Here is a 25,331-nt window from a genome sequence, read left to right on the forward strand (position 1 = left end):
TTCGCTCCCATCTAAGAAGAAATAAGTTTTATTTACTTTTTTACAAAGAAATAAAGCTAATTTTAGCGGAAGAAATACACGGAGACTCCTGTGGGAATGCGCAGTGGGAAGACCCCGCAGAAAAAAAGTGCTCTTCTTTTTTTCGAGGAGGCTGAGCTCAAGCCCACGGAAAGCGTAGTGTATTTCTGCAGCGGCTGACTTCAGCATTTTTATATACTTTTTTATCTTTTAAAAAAGGCGCGTGATTAAACATCAAACGGCGCCTTGTACTTCTTATTTTGTTGAATTGTTTCCAGTTTCATCGTTATTCTCTTGCAGTTCGCTCTTTTTGTCTTCATCAGACATTATATTATTTGCTGAATTTTTGAATTCCCTTAAGGTTTGTCCGGCTGCCTTCCCGATTTCCGGAAGCTTTTTAGGACCGAAAATAATTAAAGCAAGTACCACAATCAGGATCAAACCTGGAATACCTATATTTGCTGGACTCATGGAACTACACCTCCATTCTGATTTTATTATAAAGCATTTCCTTCTATTTTATAATGGTTAAATCAATAAAATTATGACTAATTGTCTTCTTTTTGTGAAATTTGCAGAATCAGCTGACGAATTAAATACGGAAATTGCTCAAAAGCATTGGTAATATGCAGCCTCTCTGTTCTTTTATGCGCATCATGACCAAATGGCCCTACATTTAAAACTGGCGCGTTCAGTTCACGCATCGACGAAAACGGTAATTCATAGGAGTCACCCCAGACTGGTGTATTTTCTTCATAAACCTGTAAATCCGTATCACTGCCCTGGTAATTGACATAGCTCAAATCACAAATACCATTGAGGAAATGGCTCCTTTTTATCTCTAATTGAAATTCTCTTTTTGCTTCTTTTTCCACAAAATCCACACAAGATTCTACAAATAGATTTCCGCTGGAATTTACTGCCGGATAATAAGGCGGCGCAAATAAAATTACAATTGCCGGTGCAAGCTCCTGACAATGAATCATCAAACTGTCGGTAATCCGAAGCGATTTTTCTCTGTCATCATAATCATCATTATAATGAATATCTTTTTTCAATTCTTCAATAAATTCTTCACCCAGCTTATTCCCAGCATACTCCAATAACTCTCTATAAGCAATTACTTTAACATGCCCGATTGGCTGTACTTGATTATCTTTACATATCTGTTTATACCGTTCATTGCATTGTAATGCTGCTTTTTTAGCAGTCTGCTCAAATAATGCGAAGGCTTCCTCAACGGTACGCTCTAAAAGAAAAATATTATATAAAGCCGAAGAACGATATGGCGTTTGTGTAGAATAGCGCAGCCGTAAATCGGTTTGCTGCAGCGTAACGGGCAGCGGAGCAGTTTCCCCCAGCACCGTTTCCTGAAAAATCGGATTCCATTCCATCTCTCTTGTTAAAAATGAGGATATAAATGGAGACGTCATGCCGCTTAAAGGTTCTCCTGCATGTGTTTCCTTCCCGTAGAATAAAGCTCCTGCCAATACCTTTCCAATTGTTCCGCTATAAATATAGTGCGTATTATCTTTAGGATCATGCCGGAATGTCGGCTCACTATTTAAGAATAAAGTATATTTTATATCATGCTGTTTCTGTAAATTAATGAGTGCAGGTATAGCAAAGCGCATTCCAGCAGAATTTACTTCTTCATCCGGGACTGTCAATAGAACCAGATTAATCGGCCATTCCTCTATACTTGCCTGTTCAATCAAGCTCATATGCATGACAAGACCCATCTTCATATCCATTGTCCCGCGTCCAAATAAGAAATCTCCAGATTCAATATCTGCACGGATATCTCTTGCAAAGGTATCCTTTTGTTCCAGATATATTTTAGTAAGCTCTTCAGGTTGGGTTGCCAGCGGCTCCAAAGAACCGTATTCCTCTGTATTCACCGTATCAAAATGGCTAATTAAGCAAATCGTTTGCCTGGCATCCGGATGTTTATATAAAGCAGTTAAAAGCTTACGGCGCTGATCTGCCTCATGTAAATTTAAGTAAGAAGGATTTTTATGAAAATAATCTAAATCTTGAAGCTTTGCATACAACTTTCTGGGAAACTGCTTTTCTCCTTCTGAAAGACTGATACTCTTCCAGCTGACAAGCTCATTTAGCAGCTGCCGCAATTGACCGGCGCTGTTCCATTGAAATTTACCCACTAAACCCCCGCCTTTCTCTCAACATTCCTTTCTATTATACCAGCAATTGAATGCGTTTACATAATTTACAGTTATTCTCTTTTTTAAAAATTTACATTTGCAAGCTAGATAACAGTTCAGCCTTTAGAAAAGAATATGATATGATTTATATAAGTTGAGTTATATAGAAAAGAAAAATTTCATCAGGAGGTTATTTATGGGGAAAAGAATTACTTTATTTCTGTTAACAAATATTTTAGTTTTAACGACAATCGTCATTGTCTGGTCCATTATTACAAGTATATTTGATATTGAACCAAGCTATCGTTCAGATGGTGGAATTAATTATCTTTCACTTATGTTGTTTAGTATTATTGTAGGTTTTACCGGCTCCTTTATTTCGTTAGGAATGTCCCGCTGGATGGCCAAAACCATGATGAAGGTCAAGATAATTGACCCAAATAATGCTGTCAGCGGTCAGGAACGTGCTGTTTATGAAAAAGTAGAACGGTTATCTCGTGCTGCAGGGCTGAGCCACACACCACAGGTTGGTATTTACCCTTCTCATGAGGTAAATGCATTTGCAACGGGACCGAGTAAGAAACGTTCTTTAGTTGCTGTGTCTCAAGGGCTGCTGGATAGCATGGATGATGATGCGGTAGAGGGAGTAATTGCGCACGAAGTAGCTCACGTAGCAAACGGTGATATGGTAACAATGACTTTATTACAAGGAATTATCAATACATTTGTCGTCTTCTTATCCCGTGTTGCTGCTATGATTGTTTCCAGATTTGTACGTTCTGAGCTGCAATGGATCGTTCAATTCGCTGCTATTATTATTTTTCAAATCTTATTTTCTATTTTAGGAAGTTTTGTCGTCAGTGCTTATTCCAGACATCGGGAATATCACGCAGATCGAGGCGGCGCTGATTTAGCAGGAAAAGATAAAATAACGCATGCTTTACACTCTTTAAAAGCTTATATTAATCGTGCAGAAGCAGATGATCACACAAATGATACAGCAATTCAAACAATGAAAATCAGTAATAAATCCAGCATTTTTAAAGCCTTATCCTCTCACCCTCCACTGGAGGAACGTATTGCCAGATTAGAAGAGCGTTAAGCAAAAAACTTCCTTCTGCAGAGTGATTTAACTCTTAACAGAAGGAAGTTTTTTAATACCTAATTATGAAAGAAACTTCACACAAACTACTTCCGGAACATCAATAACCTGATCTGTCTGCGCTAGTTTTCCTGTTTCTGTATCTCTGCTAAACAGCACAACATTTCCAGTATTCTGATTAGAAGCAAGCAGGAATTGTTCCGTGGGATCAAGAATAAAGTCTCTTGGCCACTCTCCGCCAGATGCAGTAAATTCAAGGAATGTCAGTTCGCCGCTGTTCTCATCGACTTTAAAAGAAGCTATGCTGTTATGCCCGCGATTACCTGTATAAAGAAACTTTCCGTCTGAAGTGATATGGATAGCACTTGCATCATTTGTTTCTTTAAAATCTGCAGGTTTTGCCAGGATTGTCTGCTTCTCCGTAAACTCACCTGTCTCACGATTGTAATCTAAAACGATAACTTCCGTAGAAAGCTCTGTAATTAAGTAAGCTATTGGTTTATTCGGATGAAACGTAATATGTCTTGGTCCGCTTCCCGGCTTTGCATGAAAAGTGCTTACTTCTTTCAAAGAAGAATCTTCTACTTTGTATGTTACTAACCGATCTGTTCCCAAATCTGCAACAACAACAAATTTTTTATCTGGTGTAAATCCAGAGAAATGGACATGCGGTTTTTCTTGTCTTTCATGTGGGCCGTTTCCTTCGTGCTTTGTAAAATGCCCCTGTTCTAATTCTCCATTTTCATTTATAAAATGGAGCCCAATATTTCCTTTATGATAATTTCCTGTTAACACTATATTTTCTGCAGCCTCTACATAACAAGGAGGGTTTCCTTCTACCAATTGACCATTTACCGGCAGTAATTCACCGTTTGTTTTATCAACGCGGAAAGCATTTACGCCTCCCATATCCCCCTCCTGTGCAACAGCATATAAAAAATCTTGCTTTTCATTAAAATTAATATATGTCGGGCTTCCAAGCTCTGCTGCCACCTCAGAAGCAGACAGCTGTCCTTTATCCGTATCCAATGTAAACCGATATACTCCCTGACTTGTCTTTCTCGTGTATGTTCCTGCGTAACCAAAGTATTTACTCATGTAAATGCATCCTTCCTTAAAGCTAACTTGTTTATTAGCCTATTGTACCATTTAACTTAAAAAGGTTACATTTAAAAGTATTTTTTATTCTTTCTTCTTTCGCTTCCCAAGAAAGAACAGCAGTGCCAGTACTGCCGAACCAATAATAAGCGGCTGTTTTTTCATCTTATTATCCTCTGTGTAAAAAACATCCTTCACAAGAAGATTCAGATTCTGCGGTCTTTCTGCCAGACGGCGCATAAAGTAACCGAACCAATCTTCTCCAAACGGAATGTAAGTACAGAATCGATAGCCTTCCTTTACTAATTGTTGCTGCATATCTACTCGGAAACCATACAACATTTGGAATTCAAAGTTATCCTTTGAAATATGATGTTCTTCAATAAACTTCTTCAGCTCATTGATAATACGGTGATCATGTGTTGCAATGGAAGTATAAGCTTTTCCAAGCAGTCTTTTCTTAGCAATTGCAAGGAAATTTTTATCGATTTCTTCTTTAGAAGAATATGCTACCGTGCTTTCTTCTTTATAAGCTCCTTTTACAATGCGCAGCCGTACATCCTCGAGCTCTTCTATGTCTTTCTCCACATCGTACAAATAAGTCTGTATAACTGTACCGATATTGGAATAGCTTTGACGAAGCTGCTTTAAAATTGCTAAGGTCTTTCCATAGTGGCTATACTTCTCCATATCAATATTCACAAAAATATTATAATCGTTCGCTTCTTTTAAAATTTGTTCCACATTTTGAATACAGAAAGACTCTTCAATGTCTAAGCCTAATTGTGTTAACTTAATAGACACGTGACAATCCAAATTCTCTTTATGAATTTGATGAAGCATATGAATAATTTTCTCTTTAGCACGCTCTGACTCTTCTCTGTCTGTCACGAACTCGCCGAGGTGATCCATTGTACAGGATATCTTTTTTTTGTTTAATTCCCTGATAACAGGAATAACTGCATCAAAATCAGTCCCGGCCACAAAGCGCTCCGCTCCAAAGCGCGCCCCGAATTTTTTAGCACTTTTATTTAAAAAGTCATTATTTGAAAGTCCAATAAAAAAGTCCTTTGCCAAGCTCGCCATTATACCTTCCCCCATCTCCGAAAACAAACTATGTGTTTGCAGAGCTTCTTTATATCTGTCCCTATATCTGTCCCTGCCGTTTATTATCTTAGAAAAAATGCTGACCCTCTTAAAGAAAACTAAAATGATAAAAAGCTCCCTGTAAGCAGTAAAAAAATGATACTTCCTTCTGCTTACAGGGAAACCTTCATTTATTAAAACTGTTCTGATACAATTTTGGCTTCTAAGAAATGCTGCAGATAATCTGGTCCTCCAGCTTTAGAATCTGTTCCTGACATTTTAAATCCGCCAAAAGGCTGATAGCCGACAATTGCAGCTGTACAGCCGCGGTTAAAATAGAGATTACCTACATGAAAATCTTCCCGGGCCCGTTCTAAATGTGAACGGTTTGTAGATATGACAGCTCCAGTCAGACCGTACTCCGTATTGTTAGCAATTTCCAACAGTTCATCAAAGTCCTTTGCTTTTGCAAAAGCAACTACCGGCCCAAAAATCTCTTCCTGCATAATACGCGCTTTAGGGTCCAGGTCTTTGAAGATTGTCGGATAGATAAAGAATCCCTTAGAATCATCTGCTTCGCCGCCAAAAACAAGCTCTCCTTCTTCTTTGCCGACCTCTATATAATTTTTGATTTTATCAAATTGCTTTTGGTTAATGACAGAAGCCATATAAACGTTTTCCTCTGATGGATTTCCAACTGTTAAGGTTTTCGCAATTTCAATCGATTTCTCTATAACTTCATCGTAGACATCCTCGTGAATGATAGCACGGGAGCAAGCAGAGCATTTTTGTCCTGAGAAACCAAATGCAGAATGAACAATGGATTCTGCAGCTAAATCTAAATCAGCTGTTTCATCCACAATAATGGTATCTTTTCCTCCCATTTCTGCAATAACCCGCTTCAGGTGCTGCTGACCTTCCTGTATTTTAGCAGCGCGTTCAAAAATACGGACACCTGTCGCTCTAGATCCGGTAAAGTTAATAAAATGTGTATCTTTATGATCTACCAGGTAATCTCCAATTTCCTTTGGATCTCCCGGCACAAAATTTAATACTCCTTTTGGAAGACCGGCTTCTTCTAAAACTTCCACAAGTTTATATGCAATAACCGGTGTATTTTCAGAAGGCTTTAACAATACTGGGTTTCCTGCAACAATTGGTGCTGCAACAGTTCCACATACAATAGCAAAAGCGAAATTCCAAGGCGGGATAACTACGCCCGGCCCCATAGCTTTATAAAAGTATTTATTATTTTCAGTTATACGATCTTCAACATGCTTACCCTGATCAAGCTCCAGCATCTGACGGCCATAATATTCCAGAAAGTCAATCCCTTCTGCAATATCACCATCTGCCTGGTCCCACGGCTTGCCCGCATCTTGAATCAGCCATGCAGAAAATTCATGCTTACGGCGGCGTACAATAGCTGCAGCCCGGAATAAAACATGCGCACGATCCTCAACTGGAACTTTTCTCCAGGTTTCATAAGCTTTTACCGCAGCTTCAAAAGCTTGTTCTATATGTTCTTTCGTTGCTTTAGATACTTTTCCAATCACTTCTTCTTTATTTGCTGAGTTAATTGACACCAGCTTATCCTCTGTATAAATCTTTTCTCCGTTGATTACAATCGGATATTCCTTGCCCAGCTCTTTACGGACAGCAGTTAAAGCACTCTCAAGCTGTTTTTTATTTTCTTCCACCTTAAAATCTGTAAATGGTTCATGTTTAAATGGCAATACCATGTAAAATACCCCCTAGAAAAATAATTTGATCCTATATTATTTACAAGCAAAAATCGTGCCAACTTTAGATTCAAATCCAAATAATATTGCTGAAACCTTGAAATATATGATAACGGTTTCATTTTTAAAAATTTTCTATTGCTTTTATCTATATTTTATATTTACAATAGTGTAAAGTATATTTACGCATACTGCATAGACGGTTTACATATTCCTTTACACTTTGAGGTGAGCATATGAATGAAGTTTTTTTCTTTGAAGAATTATTACAATCTGAAGATGATGCTATTACTATTGTCGATACGAAGAAAAAAGTAATCTATTGGAATAATGCTGCAGAACAAACTTATCAAATTACCAAAGAACAAATTATCAACCAGTCTATTACTGATTTTTTTTCACAGGATGACCTTATGGTAATGAAAGTTTTAAAAACCATGAAGCCCGTAAAAAATGCTTATCATCGACCAAGAAAAGACAAACATGTTGTCGTAAATACTTCCCCTGTCTTCAATCAGGAAAATACATTAATTGGTGTTATTTCTATCGAACGCGATGTTACACATATTGTGAAGCTGAACGACAATTTAGAAAGCACCTCTCAGGAACTGCAGGAGCTGAAGCAGAAAATGAGTCCTTCCTCCCCCAGTTCTCCGTTTGCAAAATTAGTAGGAGAGAGTCAAGCACTTCACCAGATGATACGGCTTGCCAGCAAAACAGCTGATACAGATGCAACCACCTTGATTCTTGGAGAAAGCGGTACAGGAAAAGAAGTATGTGCCAGAGCTATTCACGATGCCAGTAATAGAAAAAATGCTCCCTTTATTCCTGTCAATTGCGGCGCAATTCCTCAAGCATTGTTCGAGAGTGAATTATTCGGGTATGAGAGCGGCTCCTTTACAGGTGCAGAAAAAGGTGGAAAAGCAGGAAAAATTGAAATGGCTGATGGCGGGACCATTTTTTTAGACGAAGTTGGAGAGCTGCCGTTAGATATGCAGGTGAAGCTTTTACGGGTTCTGCAGGAAAATCGTATCTATCGTATCGGTGATTCCCGCGGAAAACAAATTGATGTTCGTTTTATAGCTGCAACAAATCAGGATTTAGAAAAATTAATGCAGGAAAATAAATTCAGATCAGATTTATTTTATCGATTGAATGTCATTCAATTAACCATGCCTCCTCTGCGTGACAGAAAAAAAGATATCGAGATACTTGCAGAAACATTTTTAAAACAGTTTGCTCTTAAATACCAGACTTCTATCCCTGAGCTTCCTGCAGAAACAATGGAAGTATTGCGGCATTATCATTGGCCGGGAAATATAAGAGAGATTAGAAATTTAATGGAGCGGGTCATTATCCTGCATGAAGGAACAACCTTAACAAGACAAGATATATTAAGCTTCCTCCCTGTTTCGTTTTCAAATCCTCCTTTAACCCATACAGAATCTTTACCACTGGAAAAGGAAAATATGGAGAAAGTATCGATTGAACAGGCTTTGGAATTATGTAACGGCAATAAATCTAAAGCTGCCCGGCAGTTGGGTATATCTCGTGTTACTCTGTACCAAAAAATTAAAAAATATAATCTGGCTGATTAACCCTGTTGACTTTGTCGAAAAAAATAACCTATGCAGAAGTTTTGTCGAAAGCATTCCATTTTATTTCACTATTTGCGATAATTCTTTTGGTACTTTGATAACAAAACTTTTATTCACGTTATTAATCACAGCCAAATATTACTAAGAAAGGTGCAGAGTATGAGATATGAATTCTGAAGAGAAAGTTGATAAGCACAAAAGGGAAGCCATTGTACTTTCCATTGTTCAAAAGAGGAGTGAAATGCTGCAACAGGCCCAGAAGAATGGTCTGGCAGCTCAAGAAACCGTTAACTGCAGCCAAGAATTAGATGAGCTGATGAATAGATTAGTTCTTTTAAATAATTAACATAAATGGTAAAAGGGGCCTTTTTATAAAGAGGCCTCTGTTTTATTATAATAATACATAAGATAAAACTTCATTCACAGGAAATTTTTCACGTTTATTTATGATAAAATAGAATCTGTCTCCCGGTAAGAACCAAAAATTTGAAACCAAAAGAAAGTTTAAAACGTATTATAACTAAGATAAAGAGCAAGGGAGGTTACATAATGACGTTATTTGGTTATGCTATACAGGATTTATACTTATGGGTGCTTATTATAGCAGCAATTCTAACCGCAGTTGTCCTGCTGTTTGGAGATTTGTTGGATGGTATTTTTGAATCAGTTCCTTTCTTACATCCTGTAATTGTTCTTTCCTTTTTCATTTTTTTATCCGCCATCGGGTATGTTCTTGAATGGTTTATGAACTGGGGAAGTCTTGTTATTCTCATTGTTTCTTCTATATTAAGTATTATCTTTGTAAGCCTCCTGCATATATTTGTGCTTGTTCCAATCCGCTCCGCTGAGCAATCCTGGGGCTATTCTGAGGAAGCCTTAATGGGTAGTGTGGGAACAGTGATTGTATCTATCCCGATAGATGGCTACGGAGAAGTAATGGTGCAATGGAAAAGCGGGGTTATTTCTAAACCGGCTGTAAGCTATGACAATGAAGCACTCCCTCAGGGAGAACGCGTTTTAATTATCGAAATTAAAGACGGTGTCTTCTATGTCAGCCCTTATGAAACGTTGGATTAGCTAATATATATTAGCTTTTCACATATAATGAAACTTCATTCCTTATTCATTGAAAGGAATGCTAGTGGATGAAATCAGCTTGTTCTCATCAATGGGTAGACAGGTGACAGCAGGCTGAAAATTAAAACATAGAGGAGGAAAAAAATGTCAGAACTTTGGATTGTCATTATTGTAGCAGCAGCGCTTCTGTTAGCTTTACTTGGGCTATTTGTAACAAAGTATCGTACAGCGGGACCTGATGAAGCGCTTATTGTTACAGGAAGTTATCTTGGAGGAAAGAATGTTCATGTTGATGAAGCCGGAAATAAAATTAAAATTATTCGCGGCGGCGGAACATTCGTCGTTCCTGTTTTTCAACAGGCTGAACCTCTTAGTCTACTATCCAGTAAATTGGAGGTAACTACCCCGGAAGTATACACAGAGCAAGGTGTTCCTGTTTTAGCAGATGGTACAGCAATTATAAAAATAGGTGGATCTATCAGTGAAATTGCTACAGCAGCAGAACAATTCCTTGGAAAATCCAAGCAGGACCGGGAAATGGAAGCGAAAGAAGTACTGGAAGGTCATCTTCGTTCTATCCTCGGCTCCATGACGGTTGAGGAAATTTATAAAAATCGCGATAAGTTCTCGCAGGAAGTACAGCGCGTTGCTTCTCACGATCTGGCAAAAATGGGATTAGTGATTGTATCTTTCACCATTAAAGATGTAAGAGATACAAATGGATACTTAGAATCTCTTGGTAAGCCCCGTATTGCTCAAGTGAAGCGTGATGCTGATATTGCGACAGCTGAAGCAGAAAAAGAAACACGTATTAAACGTGCGGAAGCTGCAAAAGATGCTAAACGTGCCGAATTACAGCGAGCAACGGAGATTGCCGAATCAGAAAAAGAAAATCAATTAAAAACCTCCGAATATCGCCGTGAGCAGGATACTGCCAAAGCACGTGCAGACCAAGCTTATGATTTTGAAACAGCCCGTTCTAAACAGGAAGTTACAGAACAGGAAATGCAAATCAAAATTATCGAGCGTCAAAAACAAATTGAATTAGAAGAAAAAGAAATTCTGCGTCGTGAAAAACAATATGACTCAGAGGTTAAGAAAAAAGCGGATGCAGACAGATATTCTGTGGAGCAATCAGCTATTGCAGAAAAAGCGAGAGAAATGGCTACTGCAGATGCAAACCAATATCGTATTGAAACAGCTGCCCGGGCAGAAGCTGAGAAAATCCGCGTGGATGGTCTTGCAAAAGCGGATGCAGAACGTGCGCAAGGGGAATCTGAAGCAGAAGTTATCCGCTTGAAAGGTCTTGCGGAAGCGGAAGCAAAAGAAAAAGTTGCGCAAGCCTTTGAAAAATACGGTGAAGCAGCAATCCTTGATATGGTTATCAAAATGCTTCCTGACTATGCAAAACAAGTTGCCAGCCCATTATCTAATATTGATAAGATTACGGTGGTCGATACTGGAAGCAACGGCCCAAATGGCGGAGCAAACAAAGTCTCCAGCTATGCAACCAATCTAATTAGTACACTGCAGGAAAACCTGAAGGAAACTTCCGGAATTGATATTAAAGAGTTACTGGCTGGTGCATCAAAAGGAAAAATCAGTCCTGAAACTCGGGAAGCACCTGCAGCAACAGCAACTTCTGAAGCGGCTGCAGCGAAAACAGATAAAGAAAATACGGATAGCTGACAAAATAAACTATTAGATACAATGTGACACAGAGCTGTTTTCAAATGATTCAAGTACTATTATGCTTTACTTTGAAAAAGAGGTGTTAATTACCTGATGTGACGAAAAAACATGGTCTAATTAGCTATAGTTCTCTTATTGTAGGTATTATCTGCTTTTTCATTGTTTTCATAACGCCTACAAGGATAGCTAATATCGGGAATGTAGTTGGAGATTATATTACATTTTTCCTTACAGCAGCAGGTATCATATTATCGATTATTGGGTTAGGAAAGAAAACAGAGAAAAATATCGTTCCTTTTATCTCATTAATTTTTTCCTCATCCTTCTTTATATTTTGGATAATTGTATTTTTCTTATTAATTACTGGTCAAATGGACTTTGCTCCATAGTACAATCATAGCTCTCTGATTTGAAGTAAGCGATATTTAGAAACAACCTCTATTTCTTTATCACTTTCTATGCGTCTTTACAGCAAAAAAACTCTGTTCATTTCAAAATGAGCAGAGTTTTTTTACTTAAAATGTATTATTATATAACTTTTTTTGGCAACGGTCAAATTAACTTTTCTTTTGCCCAGCACGACTATTTGACGCATTCTTAAATAAATATCGTATTCCCTTCCCTCTCATTTGCTCATCCTCATAACGAGGCAATACATGCAAGTGCGCATGCATGATATGCTGTCCTGCGACTTCACCGCTATTCCAGCCAATATTGTAACCAGATGGAGCATATTTTTCATCAATTATATATTTGACTCTTTGTAAAAGCTCTTTGACGGCCAGCCATTCTTCATCTGTTAAGTCAAATGGAGAGACACGATGCCCTTTGGTCACAATCACTCCAGCTCCTTCAAGTGCAATACCTGACTCCTGCGCCTCATCCAATTGTAAAAACATTGCTTTTTCATTTTCCAATATAATTTGCTGATTCTTTATTAAATACGGATAGCAAAAAGGACATTCAGATGGATTCATTATTTTGCCTCCCTTTACTCAGACCCTATCAATAAAACAGGTTAATACCTTTGCTTCCTGATCGTCCACCGGAAGAAATAAATGTGGCTTGGAGCCTGCAAAATAAGCACTGTCTCCTGTTTGGAGCAGCTGTTTTTTTCCATCGTATAATAATTCAATTTCCCCTTCTAATATGTAAATAAATTCATCCTGTGAATGCGTATACGTTTTTTCATCACGTAAATTCTGTGATTTCGGAGTAACATGTACAATAGTCGGTTCAATTCCACTGTATTGGGAGCGGTTAGCAAGGATTTCATAGGAATAGCCCATGCTTTCGTCCCCTACTTTTTGCGGGCGGTTTCTCTTCTTTTGAATGACAATATCCTGCTCCTCTTTGTCATCCAATACCCATGTCAGCTGTATATGCAGACTATCACAAATCCTGGATAAAGTAGCTATCGCTGAAGCTGTTTGTCCGTTCTCTATTTTGGAGAGAAGGCTCTTAGAAATTTTGGAAGCGTCCGCAATTTCCTGCTGTGTTTTATTCTCCCTACGTCTTGCATACTTAATTTTTTCACCGATTTTATGTAATTCGATATTGCTCATTCCTTCCTGCTAAACTGCATTCGTATTCTATATAATATATTTAATCATAAGCCAGACAAACCAATGTAGTCAATCTAAACTCTTGCACTATTCAAAAAAATAACAGTCTTTGAAAAAGGATATTTTTACTTTGCTTATTATACTATAATTACTCCGTATCCATGTCAGGCAACAAGATGAAGAAGCAAAGCGCACGGATAACTACCAGGAAGAAATGGAGCATGTTTTATCTTTATATATAACAGGAGATAGCTCTGCATTAAACACTTGGATGGAGTCAACTGAATTGAAAGCATTAAAGAAATTTATGCAGCAATTAAAAGAAATGAATTTCTGATGCATAATAAAAGTCTTGTCAAAAAAGAATTGACAAGACTTTTTCCGCTATTTCAAGCATTTTTCAAATAAGCTACTGATCTGCTGGGCAGCGTTTTTCCCAGTTTATTTTGAATATAAATACTTGCTTCCTGAATCCGTTTTTCATTAATTCCTGTTTCAATTCCAAGCCCATTTAATAAATACAAAACATCATTGGTGGCAACATTTCCCGCAGCCCCCGGCGCATAAGGACAGCCTCCTAAACCGCCGACAGTACTGTCAAACCGGGTAATTCCCATATGAAGTGCAGTCATAATATTAGCAATTGCCATTCCCCTCGTATCATGGAAATGCAGAATCAGCTTATCCTTTGGAAAATAAGGAAAAAGCCCCTCGAGCAGCTTCTCCACCTGCGTCGGCACAGCAGTTCCAATGGTATCTCCAAGGGAAAGATAATCTACTCCGCTGTCTATTAATTGATCGCACACCTGGAGTACATTATCCACAGCAATCCGCCCTTCGTATGGACAATCAAATACCGTGGAAACATAGCCCGTAACAATTTTTCCTGCATTTTTAGCTGCTTTAATGACCTCTGTCAATACCGGGTATGTCTCAGAAATACTTTTATTAATATTTTTCCGGTTATGCGTTTCACTTGCCGACATAAATACGGATGCTCCATCGATACCTGCCTCTAAAGCGTACTCTAACCCTTTCATATTTGGAACTAAAGCAGAATATGTTACCCCGCTTTTTCGAATAATCCGCTTCCCTACTTCCCTTGCATCCTTTAATGCGGGGATCATTTTGGGATGAACGAAGGAAGAATACTCAATCTCCGAGACACCTGTTTTTGAAAGCATATTAATCCAGGCAACCTTATCATCTGTAGAAATCCATTGCTTTTCATTCTGTAGTCCGTCTCTTGGCCCAACTTCCTTCAAATAGACATTACTTGGTAAGCCGCGCATCAAAATCCCTCCCATTGTATCCGTTTTCATTTTAATTTATGAAAATAGAAATCAAATGTTATTTGTACAAGTACAACTAAAACTAAGGAGTGCCCTTTTTTCTAATGAAACGAAGAAGCGTAGATGCTGTACAATTTAACTGGAAAATAATTAAATTAAAATTACAACAACTGCTCATTTAAGTTTATTTATAATTCAATTCAGTTTCATTTTATTCAACTTTGTTGAATACAGTATATAATAAAATTTCTGAAAATGTCAATCTTCCCTGCTGTCAAAATGAAACAATTTTGGTAAGATGGATTACAGTAGTGTTCTTCAGATTACCTTTGTACAAAGGGATTGGGAATATCTCTGAGAATCCGGCTTAAGTTTAGAAATATTCATCCTTTTAATTTAAACAAGCTACTAAATAAATCTTAATATATGATAGTTTAGACAAGGAGAATCTCAATGATAACGTTATATACCAATGGAGTCATACATACATTTCAATTATCTCAGCCAATTGTTGAAGCTGTTGCTGTCAAAGATGGCCGCTTTATTGACATGGGGTCAAGTACTCAAATACTTGCTTTTTGGGGAACAAAAAGCGATACAATTATTGACCTTGAGGGAAAAACAGTTACTCCCGGGTTAACTGATACCCATCTCCATCTTTCTATGCAGGCAATGAAGTTTATCGATTTAGATGTGACCGGAGTTACAAAGAAAGAAGAATTATTAAATAAAATTAAACAGCATGCCAGCACCCTGGAAAAAGGAGCGTGGCTGCTTGGTGCCGGCTGGGACGAAAATTTATTTACAGATGGCGGTCTGCCGACAAAACAGGAGCTGGATGCTGTTACCCCGCATCACCCGCTTTTTCTTACAAGAATATGTGAACATGCTGCAGTGGTTAATTCCAAAGCTCTTGAGCAAATTAATTATTCCAGCGATCTTCCTGTTCCGGAGGGCGGCGAAATTGTGACTAATCCAGATGGAGAAGCTAACGGATTAATATTGGAATCGGCATCCGTATTATTTAAAGCAAAAATTCCTGATAAATCCTATGACACGTGGAAAAAAGCACTTCGAAAAACCATTACCACTGTTATTCAATATGGTGTGACCAGTGTTCATTCCAACGATCCAGCCTATTTAGGAGGGTTACAGCAAACCTATCAACTCTATCATGAATTATTAAATCAAGAAAAAATGGGATTGCGGACAAATCTCTTAATTGATTATGATTTCCTGGAAGATCTTCATAAAGAAGGTATGTATGCCGGCTACGGAAATAATACGCTGCAAATTGGAGCAGTTAAAATATTTGCAGACGGTGCATTTGGCAGGAGAACAGCATTATTAAAAGAGCCTTATTCTGATCAACCCGGACAATTCGGAGAGGCCATGCTTTCTCAGGATACCCTTTATAATATTGTGAAACGTGCAAGAGAGCTTGCGATGCCTGTTGCTGTTCATACGATTGGTGATCAGGCATTGGAAAATGTGCTTGACATTCTGGATCAATTTCCTTCTGCTGCATATAGAGACCGGCTGATACATGCGCAGGTTATCAATACTGATTTAGTAAAGCGTCTCGCAAGCCCTGACCGTATCGTTGACATTCAGCCCCGCTTCCTAGCCAGTGATTATCCATGGGTAAGAGATCGTCTTGGAGAAGCTCGAATGCCCTATGCCTATGCCTGGAAAACCCTGCTGGACAATGGCGTTATTTGCGGAGGCGGATCAGATGCACCTGTTGAACCATTGAATCCTTTACTCGGAATTCACGCTGCTGTTACAAGAAAAGCTCCGGGAGAGATTCATAACGGCTGGTATCCTGAGCAGAAGTTAAGCATGCAGCAGGCATTTTATTTATTTACAAAATACGCTGCCTATACAACCAATGAAGAAAAAATAAAGGGAACCATCTCCCGCGGCAAGCTCGCAGATATGACAGTCTATTCTGCTGACCCATTTCAATTAAAAGATGCTGATAGATTACTGGATACCAGTATTGAAATGACAATTATTAACGGAGATATTGTGTATAGAAAAGGATAAACATGGTAACGTCAATAGTTTTTTATAAGGATAGCCTCGCTCCAATAAAATCTTTTAAGCTCTGCGGAAGGTTTGCTGACCAGCCCTTACCTCCCTCCCGCAGGAGCTTATTTATATTTTCTGTCTTCAGCTTATTTTTCATGCTTATTTAAAAGTGGAACTTTATTCAGTGCTTCTTTTCGATGTAAAGCTCCTGATTTTCTCCTTATAAAGTTGAAATTTCTTTCGGCTGTATTAAGTCAGTCACCTCATTTTTGATACCTCTCCTTCAAAGCACACCTTTTATTTCCAAATAATTGAATAAAGCAGGAAATTTTATTCAAAAAAGGATAATTATTTATAAATTAGTACTTTTTTCCATATTAAATTATGTTACTATTATACATATTACAAAAATGGAGGTATTAGATGTCAAAAGAATGCTTTACGTTCTTCTGTCAGCAGTATTTGCAATTGCTTTAACTGCTTGCGGGTCTGGTAATGAAGAAGATGCTGCCGATGCAGAAGAACAAGAAACAAATCAAGAAGAAAAACCGCAAACAGATTCTTCTAATGCAGAATTTGATGCACTGGTTTCCGCAATGGAAGAAGAAACAGAAGATACTGCTACACTTCTTTTCGAAAACAATGAATCTCAGTCTCATGAGATGGAAGGTTTAACATTAACACTGGATGCTTACCAGCTGGTGGAATTAGAAGATTTCCATACTAATTTCAGTATTCCTTTTGAAGACCAGACAGATGGCGGGGTTATCCTGGCACAATATACTGTTAAGAATGATTCAGATCAGGATTTACATTATATGCCTACCTTGGACATAGATTATGTTGGAGCAACAAAATATTATAGTAATTATCGGGATCTGATTCCTTTAGAGGAACAATTACCCACTATATTATCTCCGGATAATGAATACTTAGTTGAAGCTGGAGACGAAGTAACCGGCTATTACGCTTATCCTTTTGGTCAGAAGCAATTAGACGACATATTGGCTGAAGGAAATGTTATTGTTGATGTACCAGCCCCAACTACGGAATATAATGAATATTCTTCCACAATTGGTTCTGGTACTGAATTTACTCTGCCTTTAGATGATGACAGTGCTGAAAAAAGTGCTGAAACAGAAAGTCAAGGCTTTTATCAAGATAGAATCAGCGCTGAAAATATGGGTGACAAAGAAATGATTGAGCAGTAGGATGGTATTGGGGAAAGTGAAGAGTTGGCAGATGTGAACATTACATTAGATGGTTATCAAATTGTCGATTTTACTCCGAATGCTGACGAAGCACCCCGCTATACGGATCCAGATAATGTAGCTATTGCTACGATAAGATTCGAGATTGATAACCAAAGTGATGAGGAAATTGGTCTGGAAGATATATCTTCAAAGCTCACTGTAAATGACGGAACACAATATCTTTTAAATGAAGGAATGCTGGAGCCTTATGACAATAGCGACACTGTTCCATCCGGTGAAGAAGGCGAGCTGCTGCAAACCTTCTTATTAGACAAAGAAATGTATGAAAAAATTTGGAAGGATAAGAGTATGGAAATTGAAATTGGTCCAATGAGAAATACGGATGCGAAAGATATTTCCAAAGGCAACAAAGCCACTTTCCAGCTTAAATAAAAGAAAAAAATACTAATGGGAAAATCCTGTTAGTCTTTTTCTCAATATTATCTCATTACTGCTCCACCCGATATTTTCACAGGCTCCCCGACAATATTCTGTGCTGCATCAGTCAGCAGAAAAGCTATTGTATTGCCCACCTCATCGGCAGCTGTAATTCTTTTTGAGGGTAAAGATTCTTCCGCTGACTTTCTTACTTTTTCATATGATTGATTCGTGTTTTCCGCTTTTGCTTCAAATAATCCCTGTACCATTTCTGTATCGACAAATCCGGGACAAACAGCATTCACACGAACGTTATAAGCAATTGCCTCCAGCGCCATCGACTGTGTCCAGCCAATCACCGCAAATTTAGAAGAAGCATAGGCGGTATTTCCATATGTACCGCGCAGGCCGGACAATGATGCTACATTAACAATATTTCCCTGCTTTTTCTCCTGCATTTCCTTATATATTTCTTTTGTTAAACTGAAAGCCGATAAATAGTTAATATCGAGCATTGCTTTGATATCTGCTTCCTCGAGCTGGTCTACCGTCTTATTTCCTGCAACGCCGGCAGCATTTACTAAATCAGAGATAAATCCTAACGCCGCCTGTGCATTTCGGACTAATTGTTCCCTATCTGCTTTATTTGTTATATCTGCTTTTTGAACAAATATTTCTGAAGCATCCATGAAGGTTTCAAGCTCTTTTCTGAGCTCTTCAAGCTTATTTGTATTCCGCCCGGTAATAGTAACTCTGGCCCCCATGCCTGCAACAATTTTTGCTGTTTCCATCCCTATCCCACCGGTCGCTCCTGTTATTAATACATGTCTTCCTTTCAACGCATCCTTTGCAAATACAGACATTTTTTCCTCCCTCTTTCATCCAATTCTTTGGTTTGGTTTCTTATTATATCATGTCTGCCCATGATTATTAAAAACGTTACGTTCTAAGGAGAATCGTTTGTAAAGCTTCTATTTTTTATTTTCTAATTATTTTGTCGATATCTGAGCATAAAACGTTGACAAAATATCCTTATTGGGTTAAATTACTAAAGGCGAATGTTTTTAATATATAATACAAATTTTATTCGTGTTTAGGAGTGTTTTTTCATGGAAAATGTTTTTGATTATGAAGATATCCAGTTAGTTCCCGCAAAATGTGTTGTAGATAGCCGCTCAGAATGTGATACATCCATTGAGTTTGGTGGAAGATCTTTTAAGTTACCGGTTGTTCCTGCAAATATGCAGACCATTATAGATGAAAAAATTGCAACCTATTTAGCTGAAAATAATTATTTCTATATTATGCACCGCTTTGAACCGGAAAAGCGAGTTGACTTTATTAAAACGATGCAAGAGCAGGATTTATACGCTTCTATCAGTGTCGGTGTAAAAGATGAAGAGTATACATTTGTTGAAGAGCTTGCTAATGACAACCTTATACCTGAATATATTACAATTGACATTGCACACGGGCATTCTGATTCCGTTATCCGTATGATCAGACATATTAAAAAGCATTTACCTGATAGCTTTTTAATCGCTGGAAATGTCGGTACACCGGAAGCTGTCCGTGAGCTTGAACATGCCGGAGCGGATGCTACAAAGGTTGGTATCGGACCTGGTAAAGTATGTATTACTAAAATCAAAACCGGTTTTGGAACTGGGGGCTGGCAACTAGCAGCACTTCGCTGGTGTGCAAAAGCAGCAACCAAGCCTATTATTGCAGACGGCGGCATCCGGACACATGGTGATGTTGCAAAATCTGTACGTTTTGGAGCTTCTATGGTCATGATTGGTTCTTTATTTGCAGGCCATGAAGAATCACCAGGAGAGACAATTGAAAAAGACGGTAAAAAATTAAAAGAATACTTTGGTTCTGCCTCAGAATTCCAAAAAGGGGAAAAGAAAAACGTAGAAGGCAAGAAAATGTATGTGGAGCATAAGGGTGCACTTCAGGATACATTGACTGAAATGGAACAAGATCTTCAATCTTCTATTTCTTATGCCGGCGGCAAGAAATTAGATTCGATCCGCACAGTAGATTATGTAGTAGTGAAAAACTCCATCTTTAATGGCGATAAAGTATTTTAATAAAATAATTCAAAAAAGAAAAGCTTATGTCTGAAGGAGATTCCTCCTGCCTGACATAAGCTTTTCTCTTCCCTAAAATCTCCCCGACCTGAAAATCGAAAAAATTAACCATATAAACAGCAGTACTGCAACAACAAAACCAATTTCAATAACTGGCAGGCTCCAGAAGTAAGACACTTCTCCGGCAATTGCCGAGCCGATAATTAATCCAACCATGATAATACTAAAAGATAACAGTACAATACTGAAAGATAGCCGGTTACTGACTCTATCAAGCTTCTTAAGAATCATGTCCACCCTGGCAACCGATATTTCCAGAGGAAACTTCCCCGAACGTAACAGTTTATAAATCGCATTAATATGCTCTGGTAAATCCAGAATAATATCTTTATAATCATCGACCTGCTCATAAACTTCCTCAGCTATTTTTTTCGGACGATATTTCTCTTTTATTAACCTTTTACCAAAAGGCTGTGCAATTTTAACAATACTTATATCCGGGTCCAATCTTTCCACTGTCCCCTCAAGCGTTAAGAGCGTTTTTCCGACTAAAGAAAGATCAGCAGGAATCCGGATCCGGTGTTTGGAGGCAACTCGAAACAAATCATTGACTGCTTCTCCCAAGCTTACCTGACTAAACGGGATATCATAATATTTATCACGCAGCTCTTCCATATCTGCACGCATCATATCGTCATCTACATCGTCAGGAACAACCCCCATTTTATAAATAGCCTTCACAATGGCATGTGTATTTTGACGTGCCAGCGCAATAATCATATCTGTTAAATGATCCTTCATCATCGGTGTCAGCCGGCCGACCATTCCAAAATCCATAAATAATAATTGATGTCCCGGAAGAACCATTACATTTCCCGGATGCGGATCGGCATGAAAAAAACCATCCATCAGAATCTGTTCAAATAAGTTATGAATTAATTTTTCAGCAATAACCTTGGGCTGATAGCCTTCCCTGAGGAGCTGTTCATTCTCATCCAGCTTTATACCTTTGACAAATTCCATCGTCAAAACGCGTTCTGTCGTATACTCCCAATAGACGTCGGGAACTTTGACACCTTCTTTATCATTTTTAAAGTTCATTGCAATTTTATGTGCATTTCTTCCTTCCAGCGTATAATCTAATTCAGCCAGGATAGATGCCTTAAACTCTTCAATGATTTCTGTAATTTTATATTGCTTTGCCCACTCTAAACGTGTTTCTGCCAGTGCTGCAAAATTCATTAAAATTTCTAAATCTGTATGAATCTTCTTTTCAATATTGGGGCGCTGTACTTTTACAGCCACCTCTTCCCCGGTCTGCAGAACCCCATGATGGACTTGTCCTATGGATGCAGCCGCTAAAGGAGTTTTATCAAAATCCTTAAATATTTCCTGAACAGGCTCCCCTAATTCCCGCTCTACAATTTCTTGTATATCAGCATAAGGAATTTTTCCAACCTGATCCTGCAGCTTTTCCAATTCTTTTATAATATCCGGTGGAATCAAATCATTTCTTGTACTGGCGATTTGGCCCAGCTTGACAAAGGTCGGTCCTAATTCCTCCAGGAAATGTCTGATTCGCTCCCCTGTTGTTTTATTATGTATTTCTTTTTTGCCTTTGAGCACTCTCTCAGGTAAAGAAACCACTTTTTGAAGTCCTAATTCTTTTACAATATAACCAAAACCATTTCGGGAAAAAGCTACCAGTATTTCACGATAGCGCTGTATATGGCGAATACGTTTATTGAAAATGGTACGTCCCCTCCCTTCGAATTTACTTCTATTCATAGTATACCCATTCTTATCTATCTGCTAACAGAAAATCCGGGCTTTAATTAGAAAAAGGAACTGTTCCTTTGTTAATCGCAGTTCCTCTTTCTTTTCATTTACTTCGGAGGATCATCTGTCACATTCGTTCCAAATAATGTTCCTGTTAATGACATATTAATTTTTAAAACTGGTCATCAATACTTTCACGTATAACCCGATCAGCATACAAATAGATGGGAATATAACTGCTAAATATATTAATTGCCCATTTATAAAACCTAAATAAATATATGGCAGAGAATAAAACATCAGCGCCTGTGGCAGCACTACAGGAAGCAGTGTATAAAATATCAGATTAATAATGAAAACCAATGAAACAGATTGCATATTTTTCAATAACGTCCCTTGATTTTTCAAAAACAATCCAAACAAAGCATATATAACTAAAATACTGAAAAATATTCCTTTTACCTGATTTGTAAAAAGTACCAGCAGCATTGCAGACACGGTCAGGAATAAATGAAACATTACTGATGGCAGGTTGCTTTGTAAGTAAGCTTTAACATTATTTTTTTCTGTTTTGCCGCTAGACATTCAATCATCCTTTTACAACTTTTAATCTTGAAAACACAATTAAATAGAGCTCTTTAATTGCTGGTCTCTCTGATGGCGTTCGATTGCCAGTTCAATTAATCTCTCAATCAGTTCCCGGTAGGAAACGCCGCTTTCTTCCCAGAGTTTAGGGTACATACTTATTTTCGTGAAACCTGGCAATGTATTAATTTCATTAATAATAATCGTATTGTCCTCTTTTAAAAATACATCTACCCTGGCCAGACCTTCACAATTCAAAGCTTCAAAAGCTTCAACGGCCGTAGCTTGAATTTTTTCGGCCACATCTTTTTCTAATGAAGCCGGAATTTCCAGATTTGCTCCAGACTCATCTATATATTTCGCTTCATAAGAATAAAATTCGACAGTCGGGAGTATTTCTCCAGGTACAGAAGCAATTGGATGATCATTACCTAAAACCGAGCATTCAATCTCTCTTCCTTCGATAGCCTCCTCTACTAAAACTTTATGATCGTACATAAAAGCATCCTGGATAGCATGGTTAAATTCTTCTTCTGTTTCTACTTTGTGCACACCAACAGAAGATCCCTGATTGGCCGGCTTGATAAACAATGGTGTGCCTAATTCCGCCACAATGTCCTGATAGACTATTTGCCCCTGCTTCGCTTTACGGAAGCTGTAACCGGAGGCAACATTTAAACCTGCATCCTGTAGCAGGCGTTTGGCAATATCCTTATCCATACTGATCGCTGAACCGAGTACACCAGAACCGACAAATGGAATATTAGCCATCTTCAGCATTCCCTGCAGGCTTCCGTCCTCTCCGAGTGTTCCATGTACAATAGGAAAGATAACATCTAATTGATCCATGCTTATATCAGAGCCAGTCTGGATAATCTGGTTCTCTTCTGCTCCAGGAACAATAGCAATTCCCTTCCCTGTTTTATTTAATGCAATCAGGCTTGGGTCCTCTTCATTTATTAAATAACGGGAACGGTCATTTACATGCCAGTTTCCCTGTTTATCAATCCCCAGCAAATGTACTTCATACTTATCTAAATTAATAGCATCTACAATATTTTTGGCAGATTGTAAGGAAACCTCATGCTCAGATGATTTCCCCCCAAATACAATACCAACTTTTTTCTTCATCTAAATCCTCTCCTTGTTGACTCTAATAACATAATTATTATACTCATCACATAATATGTTCTTATATCAGGATTTGTTTGACCTGTATCGCTATTTTATCACAGAGTTCATTTCGACGGGGAATTTAATGTGCTAAATTAATAAGAAGAGGGGCATCCTGCATGGATAGAAATAAAGAGGTGCTTAAATACCCATCTAATTACTTAGAAATTATCTCAGATGGTTTAAAAGTAACCGGCAAGTCAAAAAAAATTATCATTATTGGAGCTGGGCTGGCAGGACTGGTTGCAGGAAGCCTGTTAAAAGCAGCAGGGCATGATATTGTCATCCTGGAAGCAAATGAACGGATTGGAGGCAGAATTCTGACAATCAGAAAAACCTTCCGTGATGAAAATTACCTTAATGCCGGTGCCATGCGCATTCCAGATTATCACTATTTGGTACACGCTTATTTACATAAATTCTCACTGCAGACACACCCCTTTATAAATGAAACTCCAGAAGATATTATTTTCATCAACCATGTTCGGACAACACGTCAAATATATGAGAAAAATCCAGATATATTACAGATTCCTCTCCCCCCGTCGGAAAGAGGTAAAACCGCTTCTACTTTATTTGAAGAAGCAATCCATCCATTCCTTATACAATATCAGCAAGCAGACAGCGGCGAAAAAAAAGAATTAGAGGAAGCCTATAAAAATTATTCCATTGAAGAATTTTTGCTTCATAACCCCGTCAGTCCTTCGCTTTCTAGAAATGCAGTTTTTCTAATCAGCATCATGTTAGGTATTGAAGGTTTTTCGCAAGGCAGTTTTGTAGATATATTAACGGATATTTTGGAGCCTTTAACACAAAAGGATGTATCCTTTTCAGCAATAGATAATGGAAATGATTTATTACCACTATCTATCTATCAACAGGTAAAGAAAGATACCTGTATGCATCATAAGGTGATTGCTATCGACCAGTCGTCTGCTTCCTATGTTGAAATTCATACGAATCAAAAAGCCAGTTTCCGAGGAGATTTCGTTATCTCCGCAATTCCTTTTCCCCTGCTTCAATTTATAGACATCTATCCCAAGCAATCTATCCCATTTCAAAAATGGCAGCTGATTCGCAGATTAAATCATGTTCCTTCATTAAAAATTGGCATAGAATTCCACTTCCGTTTCTGGGAAAAATATTCTTTAGGAAATGCCGTCACTGACTTACCTATATCCTTTGCCTATATTCCCAGTCAAAAAGGGATAAATGTGATGACTGTCAGCTATACCTGGGGAGAGAGGGCTCTTCTCTGGACAAGTGCTCCGCCTAAGTCCATATACGAATATGTAATGAAGGATTTATCAAAAATATATGGCAATGTTGTGTATCGGGCATTCAAAAAGCTTGTTTATTTTAATTGGAGTTTAAATCCCTACTCTGCAGGCTGTTTCAGTTTACTTACTCCTGCTCTGGGCGCAGCAAAAGCAGAAGCAGAAATGGAAAAGCCCGAGGGCAGATTATATTTTGCCGGTGATCATGTTTCAGGCTTCAATGGCTGGATGGAAGGAGCCATTGAATCAGGAATCCGCACTGCCTTTGAAATCAATAATAAGTAAAAACCTTCATAATCACGTTGAAGGTTTTTATGTTTTCTT

23 protein-coding genes are annotated in these 25,331 nt (G+C 38.1%); 11 read left to right on the forward strand and 12 right to left on the reverse strand.

The genetic code is table 11. From position 1 onward, the window contains the following. Window positions 1-273 precede the first annotated feature (273 nt). Window positions 274-489 carry a twin-arginine translocase TatA/TatE family subunit gene (locus tag BN1068_RS12905; RefSeq protein ID WP_077603262.1) on the reverse strand — a complete coding sequence of 72 codons (216 nt, stop codon included), beginning with the start codon at window positions 487-489 and terminating at the stop codon, window positions 274-276. Between the two features lie 77 nt (window positions 490-566). Then, on the reverse strand, window positions 567-2,183 hold the full coding sequence (locus BN1068_RS12910) for a M20/M25/M40 family metallo-hydrolase (protein WP_077603263.1): 1,617 nt from the start codon (window positions 2,181-2,183) through the stop codon (window positions 567-569). Between the two features lie 196 nt (window positions 2,184-2,379). Here BN1068_RS12910 and htpX point away from each other — a divergent pair, with 196 nt between their 5' ends. Continuing rightward, window positions 2,380-3,285, forward strand: a complete 906-nt coding sequence (htpX, locus tag BN1068_RS12915) for a protease HtpX (RefSeq protein ID WP_077603264.1) — start codon at window positions 2,380-2,382, stop codon at window positions 3,283-3,285. A gap of 63 nt (window positions 3,286-3,348) precedes the next feature. Here htpX and BN1068_RS12920 read toward each other — a convergent pair whose 3' ends face one another. From BN1068_RS12920 to pruA, 3 genes are all read right to left on the reverse strand, one after another. Beyond that, entirely contained in the window at window positions 3,349-4,383 is a 1,035-nt protein-coding gene (locus BN1068_RS12920) for a lactonase family protein (protein ID WP_077603265.1), read from the reverse strand. An 84-nt stretch (window positions 4,384-4,467) separates the two neighbouring features. Further along, the gene (locus BN1068_RS12925; protein ID WP_077603266.1) at window positions 4,468-5,469 is read right to left on the reverse strand and encodes a proline dehydrogenase family protein; all 1,002 of its coding nucleotides are present in this window, start codon (window positions 5,467-5,469) and stop codon (window positions 4,468-4,470) included. Between the two features lie 194 nt (window positions 5,470-5,663). Then, window positions 5,664-7,211, reverse strand: a complete 1,548-nt coding sequence (pruA, locus tag BN1068_RS12930) for an L-glutamate gamma-semialdehyde dehydrogenase (protein WP_077603267.1) — start codon at window positions 7,209-7,211, stop codon at window positions 5,664-5,666. Between the two features lie 236 nt (window positions 7,212-7,447). Here pruA and BN1068_RS12935 point away from each other — a divergent pair, with 236 nt between their 5' ends. From BN1068_RS12935 to BN1068_RS12955, 5 genes are all read left to right on the forward strand, one after another. Then, window positions 7,448-8,809, forward strand: a complete 1,362-nt coding sequence (locus BN1068_RS12935) for a sigma-54 interaction domain-containing protein (protein ID WP_077603268.1) — start codon at window positions 7,448-7,450, stop codon at window positions 8,807-8,809. A gap of 166 nt (window positions 8,810-8,975) precedes the next feature. Continuing rightward, on the forward strand, window positions 8,976-9,155 hold the full coding sequence (locus tag BN1068_RS12940; RefSeq protein WP_077603269.1) for an aspartyl-phosphate phosphatase Spo0E family protein: 180 nt from the start codon (window positions 8,976-8,978) through the stop codon (window positions 9,153-9,155). A 203-nt stretch (window positions 9,156-9,358) separates the two neighbouring features. Beyond that, window positions 9,359-9,886: an NfeD family membrane protein gene (locus tag BN1068_RS12945; protein WP_077603270.1), complete on the forward strand. Its 528-nt coding sequence runs from the start codon at window positions 9,359-9,361 to the stop codon at window positions 9,884-9,886. A 144-nt stretch (window positions 9,887-10,030) separates the two neighbouring features. After that, entirely contained in the window at window positions 10,031-11,575 is a 1,545-nt protein-coding gene (locus BN1068_RS12950) for a flotillin lipid rafts scaffold protein FloT (RefSeq protein WP_077603271.1), read from the forward strand. Between the two features lie 98 nt (window positions 11,576-11,673). Beyond that, window positions 11,674-11,967 carry a hypothetical protein gene (locus BN1068_RS12955; protein ID WP_077603272.1) on the forward strand — a complete coding sequence of 98 codons (294 nt, stop codon included), beginning with the start codon at window positions 11,674-11,676 and terminating at the stop codon, window positions 11,965-11,967. Between the two features lie 168 nt (window positions 11,968-12,135). On the opposite strand, the gene BN1068_RS12960 is transcribed toward BN1068_RS12955, so the two are convergent. From BN1068_RS12960 to BN1068_RS12970, 3 genes are all read right to left on the reverse strand, one after another. Continuing rightward, window positions 12,136-12,555 carry an HIT family protein gene (locus tag BN1068_RS12960; protein WP_077603273.1) on the reverse strand — a complete coding sequence of 140 codons (420 nt, stop codon included), beginning with the start codon at window positions 12,553-12,555 and terminating at the stop codon, window positions 12,136-12,138. Window positions 12,556-12,573: 18 nt separating this feature from the next. After that, complete coding sequence (locus BN1068_RS12965) at window positions 12,574-13,143, reverse strand: helix-turn-helix domain-containing protein (RefSeq protein ID WP_077603274.1); 570 nt, start codon at window positions 13,141-13,143, stop codon at window positions 12,574-12,576. Between the two features lie 389 nt (window positions 13,144-13,532). Beyond that, window positions 13,533-14,435 carry a hydroxymethylglutaryl-CoA lyase gene (locus tag BN1068_RS12970; protein WP_077603275.1) on the reverse strand — a complete coding sequence of 301 codons (903 nt, stop codon included), beginning with the start codon at window positions 14,433-14,435 and terminating at the stop codon, window positions 13,533-13,535. A gap of 453 nt (window positions 14,436-14,888) precedes the next feature. Between BN1068_RS12970 and BN1068_RS12975 the strand changes: the two genes are divergently transcribed. From BN1068_RS12975 to BN1068_RS23990, 3 genes are all read left to right on the forward strand, one after another. Next, a complete protein-coding gene (locus BN1068_RS12975; RefSeq protein WP_077603276.1) occupies window positions 14,889-16,484 on the forward strand; it encodes an amidohydrolase in 1,596 nt (531 codons plus the stop codon). Between the two features lie 419 nt (window positions 16,485-16,903). Next, window positions 16,904-17,680, forward strand: a complete 777-nt coding sequence (locus BN1068_RS23985; RefSeq protein WP_254846771.1) for a DUF5068 domain-containing protein — start codon at window positions 16,904-16,906, stop codon at window positions 17,678-17,680. Between the two features lie 24 nt (window positions 17,681-17,704). Continuing rightward, the gene (locus BN1068_RS23990) at window positions 17,705-18,115 is read left to right on the forward strand and encodes a DUF5068 domain-containing protein (RefSeq protein ID WP_254846772.1); all 411 of its coding nucleotides are present in this window, start codon (window positions 17,705-17,707) and stop codon (window positions 18,113-18,115) included. A gap of 47 nt (window positions 18,116-18,162) precedes the next feature. Here the strand turns inward: BN1068_RS23990 and BN1068_RS12985 are convergent, their stop codons facing one another. Next, window positions 18,163-18,963: an SDR family NAD(P)-dependent oxidoreductase gene (locus BN1068_RS12985; RefSeq protein ID WP_077603277.1), complete on the reverse strand. Its 801-nt coding sequence runs from the start codon at window positions 18,961-18,963 to the stop codon at window positions 18,163-18,165. Window positions 18,964-19,209: 246 nt separating this feature from the next. Here BN1068_RS12985 and guaC point away from each other — a divergent pair, with 246 nt between their 5' ends. Continuing rightward, window positions 19,210-20,193 (forward strand): GMP reductase, encoded by a 984-nt coding sequence (gene guaC, locus BN1068_RS12990; protein WP_077603278.1) that lies wholly within the window; start codon window positions 19,210-19,212, stop codon window positions 20,191-20,193. Window positions 20,194-20,265: 72 nt separating this feature from the next. Here the strand turns inward: guaC and BN1068_RS12995 are convergent, their stop codons facing one another. The 3 genes from BN1068_RS12995 to ddlA form a co-directional block, all read right to left on the reverse strand. Next, complete coding sequence (locus BN1068_RS12995; RefSeq protein WP_175637144.1) at window positions 20,266-21,981, reverse strand: ABC1 kinase family protein; 1,716 nt, start codon at window positions 21,979-21,981, stop codon at window positions 20,266-20,268. A 156-nt stretch (window positions 21,982-22,137) separates the two neighbouring features. Continuing rightward, a complete protein-coding gene (locus BN1068_RS13000; protein ID WP_077603279.1) occupies window positions 22,138-22,557 on the reverse strand; it encodes a hypothetical protein in 420 nt (139 codons plus the stop codon). Window positions 22,558-22,596: 39 nt separating this feature from the next. Further along, window positions 22,597-23,688: a D-alanine--D-alanine ligase gene (gene ddlA / locus BN1068_RS13005; RefSeq protein WP_077603280.1), complete on the reverse strand. Its 1,092-nt coding sequence runs from the start codon at window positions 23,686-23,688 to the stop codon at window positions 22,597-22,599. Window positions 23,689-23,849: 161 nt separating this feature from the next. Here ddlA and BN1068_RS13010 point away from each other — a divergent pair, with 161 nt between their 5' ends. After that, on the forward strand, window positions 23,850-25,292 hold the full coding sequence (locus BN1068_RS13010) for a flavin monoamine oxidase family protein (RefSeq protein WP_077603281.1): 1,443 nt from the start codon (window positions 23,850-23,852) through the stop codon (window positions 25,290-25,292). Window positions 25,293-25,331: the final 39 nt, after the last annotated feature.

This window comes from Oceanobacillus sojae (assembly GCF_900162665.1).
Lineage (GTDB): Bacteria > Bacillota > Bacilli > Bacillales > Amphibacillaceae > Oceanobacillus > Oceanobacillus sojae_A.